We start from the raw sequence: 7981 nt of genomic DNA, 5'->3' as shown, positions 1-7981 counted from the left end.
CACCAATAATCCATTCATGGGGAGATGCATCAATTTGCACTAACATGCCTTTTTGAGGTTTTCTTTTTCTTCTATGATGTGTCTTACGTTTACGATGCTTTTTAGGGCTTTTAATACCTGCCTCAGTTAGAATTCTATACACCGTAGGATAGCTTACCTGAATATTTTCATGTTCTTCAATTAATTCCTGAAAATGATTAAAATTAGCCTCCTTATATTTTGTCTGTTTAAGTTTAATAATCAAATCTCTAGTTCCATCCGATATAGCATGCTTTGGTTTACGGCCTCTGTTTTTATGGATAATGAACGCAGGTCCTTCTTCTACAACTCCTTTCTTTAACCTTAACACTTGGCGTTCACTTAAGCTTAAAATCTCAGCAGCTTCTCGAATAGTTATTACTTTATCAACTGTTTGATTAATGACTCTAAGTCTAGTTATTTCTTTTTGAGTCATATTAAATATCTCCTCTCTCATATATGACATTTTATCAGAATGAATTTAATATGACATTATCATAGAATAATAATATGAAGCAGGTAGATAATGTTGTATTTTAACAGAAAATATGCTATAATCTAGAAATATAATCTTGACACTAGATAGAAGGGAGGACTTGGATTGAGAAAATTTTTTAGAGGAACAAGTCTTTATTTGCTTCTACTTATCATCATTATTTTTGTTGTGACTATGATTGGGAAAGATGTAGAGCAAGTTAAGGAAATAGATGTAACTGAGTTTTTAATTCATTTAGAAAACAATGAAGTATCAAGCATAATAACTGTAGGGGATACACTAAAGGGAAAGTTAAAAAATGGTACCCAATATACAGTTATGATACCTACACATATGGAACGTACTTTTTATGAAGATTATTTAAAAGAAAAAGTTGATTCTGGTCAAATAGAAAGTTATGGAGCTGAACCTATTCCATCAGAACCTTGGTTTATTACAGCACTACCAACGATTTTTATGGTTTTAATAATCGTTGTATTTTGGTTTGCTTTTATGCAACAATCCCAAGGGGGAGGCGGTAGGGTAATGTCCTTTGGGAAAAGTAAAGCTAGATTGCATAAAGAAGAAGATGGAAATGTCATTACTTTTAATGATGTGGCAGGTTTAGAAGAAGAAAAAGAGGAACTTAAAGAAATAGTAGATTTTCTAAAGAATCCGAGAAAATATATTGAAATAGGTGCTAGAATTCCTAAAGGAGTGCTGTTAGTAGGACCTCCAGGCACGGGGAAGACTTATCTAAGCAAAGCAGTAGCAGGAGAAGCAGGGGTACCTTTTTTCAGTATATCTGGGTCTGATTTTGTGGAAATGTTTGTAGGTGTTGGAGCAAGTAGGGTTAGAGATTTATTTGAACAAGCAAAGAAAAATGCACCTTGTATAATATTTATTGACGAAATAGACGCAGTAGGAAGACGAAGAGGAGCAGGACTTGGTGGCGGACATGATGAAAGAGAACAAACTTTAAATCAATTATTAGTTGAAATGGATGGGTTTGGTACTAATGAAGGAATAATCGTCATGGCAGCAACTAATAGACCTGATATACTGGATCCTGCAATTTTAAGACCAGGTAGATTTGACAGACGGATATATGTAGGCTTGCCAGATATTAAGGCTAGGGAAGAAATCCTAAAGGTCCATACTAGAAATAAACCTTTAGAAGAGGATGTAGATTTGAAAGTTGTTGCAAAAAGAACCCCAGGATTTTCTCCAGCAGATTTAGAAAATCTAACCAATGAAGCAGCACTATTAACTGCAAGAAATAATTTAAAGAAGATTCCTATGGAGATTATTGATGAAGCTTCTATAAAGGTTGTTGCTGGGCCAGAAAAGAAAAGTAGAGTCATTAGTGAAGAAGAAAGAAGGCTTACAGCCTATCATGAAGCAGGGCACGCTATTACATCTAGACTTCTTCCAAATGCTGATCCTGTTCACATGGTGACTATTATACCAAGGGGTATGGCAGGAGGATTTACAGCATATCTACCAGATGAAGATAGATATTTTATGACTAAAAGTAAAATGGAAGACCAGTTGATATCTTTGTTAGGTGGTAGAGTAGCAGAAGCTTTAGTTCTAGGTGATATAAGTACTGGAGCTCAAAATGATATTGAAAGAGCTACTAAATTAGCACGAAGAATGGTTACTCACTATGGTATGAGTAGCAATTTAGGTCCCATGACCTATGGTACTGATGAAGAAGAGGTATTTGTAGGTAGAGACTTTGGAAGAGCAAGAAACTATAGTGAAGAGGTAGCCGCAGCTATAGATAGAGAAATGAGAGGCTTAATAGATAAGGCATATAATAAGGCAGAAGAATTATTGAAAGAAAATATCAACAAACTTCACAGAGTAGCAGAAGCTCTTTTAGACAGAGAAACTCTAGATGCAAAAGAATTTGAAGAAGTATTCCAGGGAGCATAAAATAGGTAGCTAGTATATTTGCTACCTTTCTTTTTTATTTAAAATTTAAAAAAGTTTTAAAAAAGAAGGATTTTTTGAATCCGTGTAGAATATATATTATGAAAATATAAAATAAAAAAACTATAACAAATATTTAGACAATTCACTATTGAAACAATTTTTGGCATGTGATATAATATTAACAAACCAAAAACTTAAAATATTTTCATAGTACTGCTTTATTTGTGACAAGGCGGATAAACCCAAGTTGTTTAGCAGATAAAACCCAGTATTAATGATTTCTTATTGTCATTAATACTGGGTTTTTATATTTTATGAGGAAAGGAGGTCTAGTTCAATTATAAAGCTTTATTTATAAAGTAGATTAATAAAAGGAGAATAAAGGAGGGGTATCTGATGAAAAGGGGAAAGCTGAAATTATTTCATAAGATTTTCATTGGCTTATTTCTAGGGATTATATTAGGAACTATTTTGAGTGCAATAGGAAAAGATCAACCTTTTGTTGTCAAATTATTGCCTTGGCTTGGCTTACTAGGAGATATTTTTCTACGACTTATCAGGATGGTAGTAGTTCCGTTGGTGCTTTTTTCAATAATTAGTGGGGTTTCCAATCTTACTGAAATTAAGAAACTAAGAAGTATTGGGACTAAGACGGTGATATTCTTTTTCTTAACAGGTTTTCTTTCCATAGGGACTGGTATTATTATGGCCAATATATTTAAACCTGGTGCAGGATTAAATATTGCAGAACTTGGTGCAGGAACAGTGGAAATGAGAGAACTTCCAACAGTGTTCGAATCCATATTAGGGCTATTTCCAGCAAATATATTTGAGTCTCTAGCTCAAGGAGAAATGCTTCACATTATTACCTTTGGTATATTCATAGGAGCCGGATTATTACTAATGGGGGAAAGGGCAAAACCTATTGTGGACTTAGTAGATAGATGTTCTGAAATGATGTACAAAGTAGTGGATATTGTAATACAATTTACTCCTATCGGGGTATTTGGATTGATGACACAAGCTGTGGCAACCTTTGGAGTAGGTATTTTTGGTCCTGTATTTAAGTTCATTTTAGTAGATTATGGAGCGAATATATTTAATATAGCGGTATGGTATTCATTAATATTGTTTTTTATAGCAAAAGTAAATCCATTGAAATTCTATAAAAAGTCTTTTCAACCTTGGGCTATAGCCTTTAGTACTTGTAGTAGTGCAGCAGCTCTTCCAGTAACCATGAAAGTAGGAACTGATGAATTAGGAATTCCAAAAGAAACAGCTAGTTTTATATTACCCCTTGGGGCAACAGCTAATATGAATGGAACAGGGATTTATTTTGGTATTGTAGTAATGTTTGCTGCTCAGCTATATGGCATACCTATTACGATTAGTCAACAGATAATGTTAGTGCTAACGGCTACAATGTTATCTATAGGTTGTGCAGCAGCTCCTCAGACAGGACTCATTATTTCTATAGCGCTTTTAACTGGATTAGGAATTCCTTTGGATGGTATAGCATTAATAGCAGGAGTATATAGAATAGTAGATCAAATTCATACTTCTACCAATGCCTTAGGGGATTTAGTAGTAGGAGTTACTGTATCTTCAATGGAAGGAGATTTAGATAGGGAATTATTCAATCATGGGGGAATGTTTGCGGTTAATAATGTTTCAAATGGATTGGAGGAAAACGTTTAACAAATAAAGATATTAAAAAGGAGGAATCTTAATGAGTTTGAACAAAGCACCAAAAAATTATGTGTTCTATAGAAATCAAAATTGGCATTATCCTAGAATTGTAAGGGGAGAAGGTATCTATCTATATGGAGAAGATGAAAAGAAATATATTGATGGTTGTTCTGGTTCTGCTGTGGCCAATATAGGTCATGGGAATAAAGAAGTGGCAGAATTTGCAAAGGGGCATATAGAAAGGATTGCTTTTACTCATTTGTCCCGCTGGACAGTAGATTCCATTGAAAAATGTGCAGAAAGAATTGCTAATTGGTGTCCTGAGAGATTAAACCATGTATATTTCGTATCTGGTGGATCTGAAGCTACAGAAACTGCAATAAAAATGGCTAGACAGTATTTTGTAGAAAGAGATGGACATAAGACAAGTAAGTGGAAAGTTATTTCCAAGTGGAATTCCTATCATGGAGCTACAATAGGTTCTTTATCAATGACTGGCAGCATTGGCAGAAGAAAAATATATGATCCTCTATTAGCTAATTTCCCTAAAATAAACCAATTCTATCATTATAGGAACCCGTGGAGGGCAGAAACATTAAAGGAAACCAGTATATTAGCTGCCAAGGAATTAGAAAAGGAAATATTAAGACATGGACCAGAAAACATAGCTGGATTTATTTCAGAACCGGTAATAGGTTCAGCAGCTCCGGGAGTTCACCCAGAGAAGATATATTTCCAAATGGTTAGAGAAATCTGTGATAAATACGATGTTTTATTCATAATGGATGAGGTTATGGCAGGGACAGGTAGAACCGGTAAAAAAATGGCCTCGGAACATTTTGAAGCTAAGCCAGATATTCTAGTGATTGCTAAGGGATTAAGTAGCGGATATACTCCAATAGGTGCCGCTGTATGTACCGATGAAATATTTAATACCATTATGATAGAAGGATCGGGCAATTTTATACATGGGCATACTTATGCAGGAAATCCACTGTCCTGCGGAATTGCAGATAAGGTAATGGAAATCATAGAAAGAGAAAACTTTATAGAAAATTGTGCAATTCAAGGAGATTATCTATTGAGAAAACTAGAGAACTTGTACAATTATCCTATAGTTGGAGATATTAGAGGAAAAGGTCTTATGATAGGCATTGAATTTGTTAAGGATCAAGAAACTAAGGAACCTTTTGAAGTATCAGAAAATGTCAAGGGGAAGATAACCAATAATGGATTGGATGAAGGGTTAGTATTGTATCCGGGTGGTGGATCTGTTGATGGAGTTAGGGGAGACCATATATTATTAGCGCCTCCAATTAATATAACTAAAGAAGAAATAGATCTATTATATGAAAAACTTGAGAATACAATTAAAAAGACTACTGATGAGGTATTAGGACAAAGAGCATATTAAGGAGGTTTGACCATGGATTATAGAAAAGAAAAGTTAATAATTACTGTTGCTCTTACTGGAAATGTTCCCACAAAAGAGATGAACCCACATACTCCAATTACCATTGAGGAAATAGTCGACGACATAATTAGATGTAGGGAGGTAGGAGCATCAGTAGCCCACATTCATGTGAGGGATGAAGAAGGAAAGCCAACTTGTGATAGAGAACTATATAAAAGGGTTTTAGATGAGTTAAAAAAGAGGGACTGTGGTATTATAACCCAACTTTCTACAGGGGCCAGAGGTGGGGGAAATACTACTGAGTGGCGAGGCCAAATGTTAGATTTGAATGCTGAGATGGCCAGTTTATCTACAGGTTCTTCTAACTTTACAACCCAAGTAAATGCAAATTCCTTCGAATTAATCGAAGAACTAGCTAGCAAAATGTATGAAAACAATATAAAGCCAGAGATAGAAGTCTTTGATTTAGGAATGATTGATAATGCCAAATACTTAGTTAAGAAAGGCGTATTAAAGCCTCCTTTACAATTTAATCTTGTAATGAATGTCAGAGGTTCAGTATCCGGTACTCCTAGAAATCTATTGCATATGGTAGAATCTTTACCGGAAAGTTCAACTTTTACTGTTTCGGGAATAGGACCAAGCCAACTACCAATGTTAACCATGTCTATTTTATTAGGAGGACATACAAGAACTGGTTTAGAGGATACAATTCTTTACGATAAAGGTGTTTTGGCTACCAATGTCATGTTAATAGAAAGGGTAGTTAGAATTGCTAAAGAATTGGGAAGGGAAATAGCTACTCCAGATGAAGCTAGGGATATACTAGGCCTTAAATAAAAATAAAAAAGGCTGCATTCAAGAATGCAGCCTTTTTTGAAATCCATGGAGGATTTCCAAAGGAAGGTGTAGAATATATTCTGTAGAGGAGGTGGAACGGTGAGGAAGGTTCGAGATTTTGGAGGGGATACTGTATATTTTGTTTCCTATGCCAAACTTCCTTCTGATATATCAGCAACCTATGTTCACAAGGTAGTAGGAGTAGGTTTTTTAATCAATGTTAAGACGGGGATAATAGAAGATGTAATGGTAACTTTAATATCTGATTTGTGCAAAGACTTTCTATCTTATCTAATAATAGGGCATAACATTGAAAATGATGGCATAGATGGTATAATAGAAAAAATAGAATCTAGATTTTTTGGATATTCACAGAAAGCTGTAATAGTTGCTACCAAGGGAGTTTATAAAAGATATTTAAAGTGGAAAGAAGAAAATCAAAAGTACTAATACTGTTTTATTTGTGGCAATAAGATTAAACCCAAATTGCATATCAAATAAAATCCAGTACTAATGACTAGGGTAGCCATTAGTACTCTTTTTTGTAGATTTTACATTTGTAGATTTTGCAATATTTATTTCATTTTGAAAAAATATTGAAATATATGTTGCAAAATCTATAAGATTATTAATATAATAGATAGTGGATAGTAATATTATTGACGGCAACTTTTCCAATAAGGAGGATGGAAATATGTTTAATGAGAAAAAGTTAGAGGAAATTAAAGAAGCTGAAAAGAAATGGACAAAAGAGAAGGTACAAAAAGTCATCAGTAGATTTCCTGAAAGGAAGGAGAAATTTGCAACGGGTTCTAATCTGGAAGTTGATAGGTTATACACTCCAGAAGATGTAGAGGAATTGGATTATAAAGAAAAACTAGGTTTTCCGGGAGAGTATCCCTTTACAAGGGGAGTCCAACCTACTATGTACAGAGGTAGACTTTGGACTATGAGACAATATGCAGGCTTTGCTACTGCGGAAGAATCTAATAAAAGGTATAAATACCTATTAGACCAAGGTCAAACGGGCTTATCCGTTGCATTTGACCTGCCAACTCAGATAGGATACGATTCAGACCATGGATTATCTGAAGGAGAGGTAGGAAAAGTAGGAGTAGCCATAGATTCATTAAAGGACATGGAAATATTATTCAATGGAATACCTTTAGATAAGGTAAGCACATCAATGACCATTAATGCTCCGGCAAGCGTTTTATTAGCTATGTACATTGCCGTTGCAGAAAAACAAGGAGTATCCAAAGATAAATTAAGAGGAACCATCCAAAACGATATATTAAAAGAATACATAGCAAGAGGGACTTATATATTTCCACCAGAACCATCCATGAGATTAATAACTAATATATTTGAATACTGTTCCAAAGAAGTACCTAAATGGAACACCATAAGTATTAGTGGTTACCATATAAGAGAAGCTGGTTCTACAGCAGCCCAGGAAGTAGCCTTTACATTAGCTGATGGAATCGCTTATGTAGATGCAGCCATCAATGCAGGATTAGATGTAGACGATTTTGCTCCTAGATTATCCTTCTTCTTCAATGCCCATAACGACCTATTAGAAGAAGTAGCAAAATATAGGGCAG

Annotated in this window: 7 protein-coding genes; 6 read left to right on the top strand and 1 reads right to left on the bottom strand. The window is 34.6% G+C overall.

Going from position 1 to position 7981, the window contains the following annotated elements; all coding sequences use genetic code 11:
• Positions 1 to 454, bottom strand: a 454-nt coding sequence (locus tag CUL_RS19200; RefSeq protein WP_236616435.1) for a helix-turn-helix domain-containing protein, incomplete at its 3' end; no start/stop codon positions are given.
• Positions 455 to 619: 165 nt separating this feature from the next.
• On the opposite strand from CUL_RS19200, the gene ftsH reads away from it, so the two are divergent.
• From ftsH to CUL_RS17620, 6 genes are all read left to right on the top strand, one after another.
• Positions 620 to 2434 carry an ATP-dependent zinc metalloprotease FtsH gene (gene ftsH / locus CUL_RS0114780; protein ID WP_025642462.1) on the top strand — a complete coding sequence of 605 codons (1815 nt, stop codon included), beginning with the start codon at positions 620 to 622 and terminating at the stop codon, positions 2432 to 2434.
• A gap of 396 nt (positions 2435 to 2830) precedes the next feature.
• The gene (locus CUL_RS0114775; RefSeq protein WP_025642460.1) at positions 2831 to 4132 is read left to right on the top strand and encodes a dicarboxylate/amino acid:cation symporter; all 1302 of its coding nucleotides are present in this window, start codon (positions 2831 to 2833) and stop codon (positions 4130 to 4132) included.
• 31 nt (positions 4133 to 4163) lie between these two features.
• Entirely contained in the window at positions 4164 to 5537 is a 1374-nt protein-coding gene (locus CUL_RS0114770) for an aspartate aminotransferase family protein (RefSeq protein WP_025642458.1), read from the top strand.
• A gap of 12 nt (positions 5538 to 5549) precedes the next feature.
• Positions 5550 to 6377 carry a beta-keto acid cleavage family enzyme gene (locus CUL_RS0114765; RefSeq protein WP_025642456.1) on the top strand — a complete coding sequence of 276 codons (828 nt, stop codon included), beginning with the start codon at positions 5550 to 5552 and terminating at the stop codon, positions 6375 to 6377.
• Between the two features lie 99 nt (positions 6378 to 6476).
• Positions 6477 to 6827, top strand: a complete 351-nt coding sequence (locus CUL_RS0114760; RefSeq protein ID WP_025642455.1) for a DUF3870 domain-containing protein — start codon at positions 6477 to 6479, stop codon at positions 6825 to 6827.
• 244 nt (positions 6828 to 7071) lie between these two features.
• On the top strand, positions 7072 to 7981 hold a 910-nt coding region (locus CUL_RS17620), incomplete at its 3' end, for an acyl-CoA mutase large subunit family protein (RefSeq protein ID WP_035143333.1).

It is taken from the genome of [Clostridium] ultunense DSM 10521 (assembly GCF_000511955.1).
GTDB classification, from domain to species: domain Bacteria; phylum Bacillota; class Clostridia; order Tissierellales; family Tepidimicrobiaceae; genus Schnuerera; species Schnuerera ultunensis.
The sequence above is the reverse complement of the archived record's forward strand: the minus strand, read 5'-3'. Positions and strand labels throughout refer to the sequence as shown.

Excerpts from the sequence above, each read along its gene's own strand:
- CUL_RS0114765 (WP_025642456.1), top strand. The coding sequence starts at position 5,550 with ATGGATTATAGAAAAGAAAAGTTAATAATTACTGTTGCTCTTACTGGA.
- CUL_RS0114775 (WP_025642460.1), top strand. The coding sequence starts at position 2,831 with ATGAAAAGGGGAAAGCTGAAATTATTTCATAAGATTTTCATTGGCTTA.
- CUL_RS0114770 (WP_025642458.1), top strand. The coding sequence starts at position 4,164 with ATGAGTTTGAACAAAGCACCAAAAAATTATGTGTTCTATAGAAATCAA.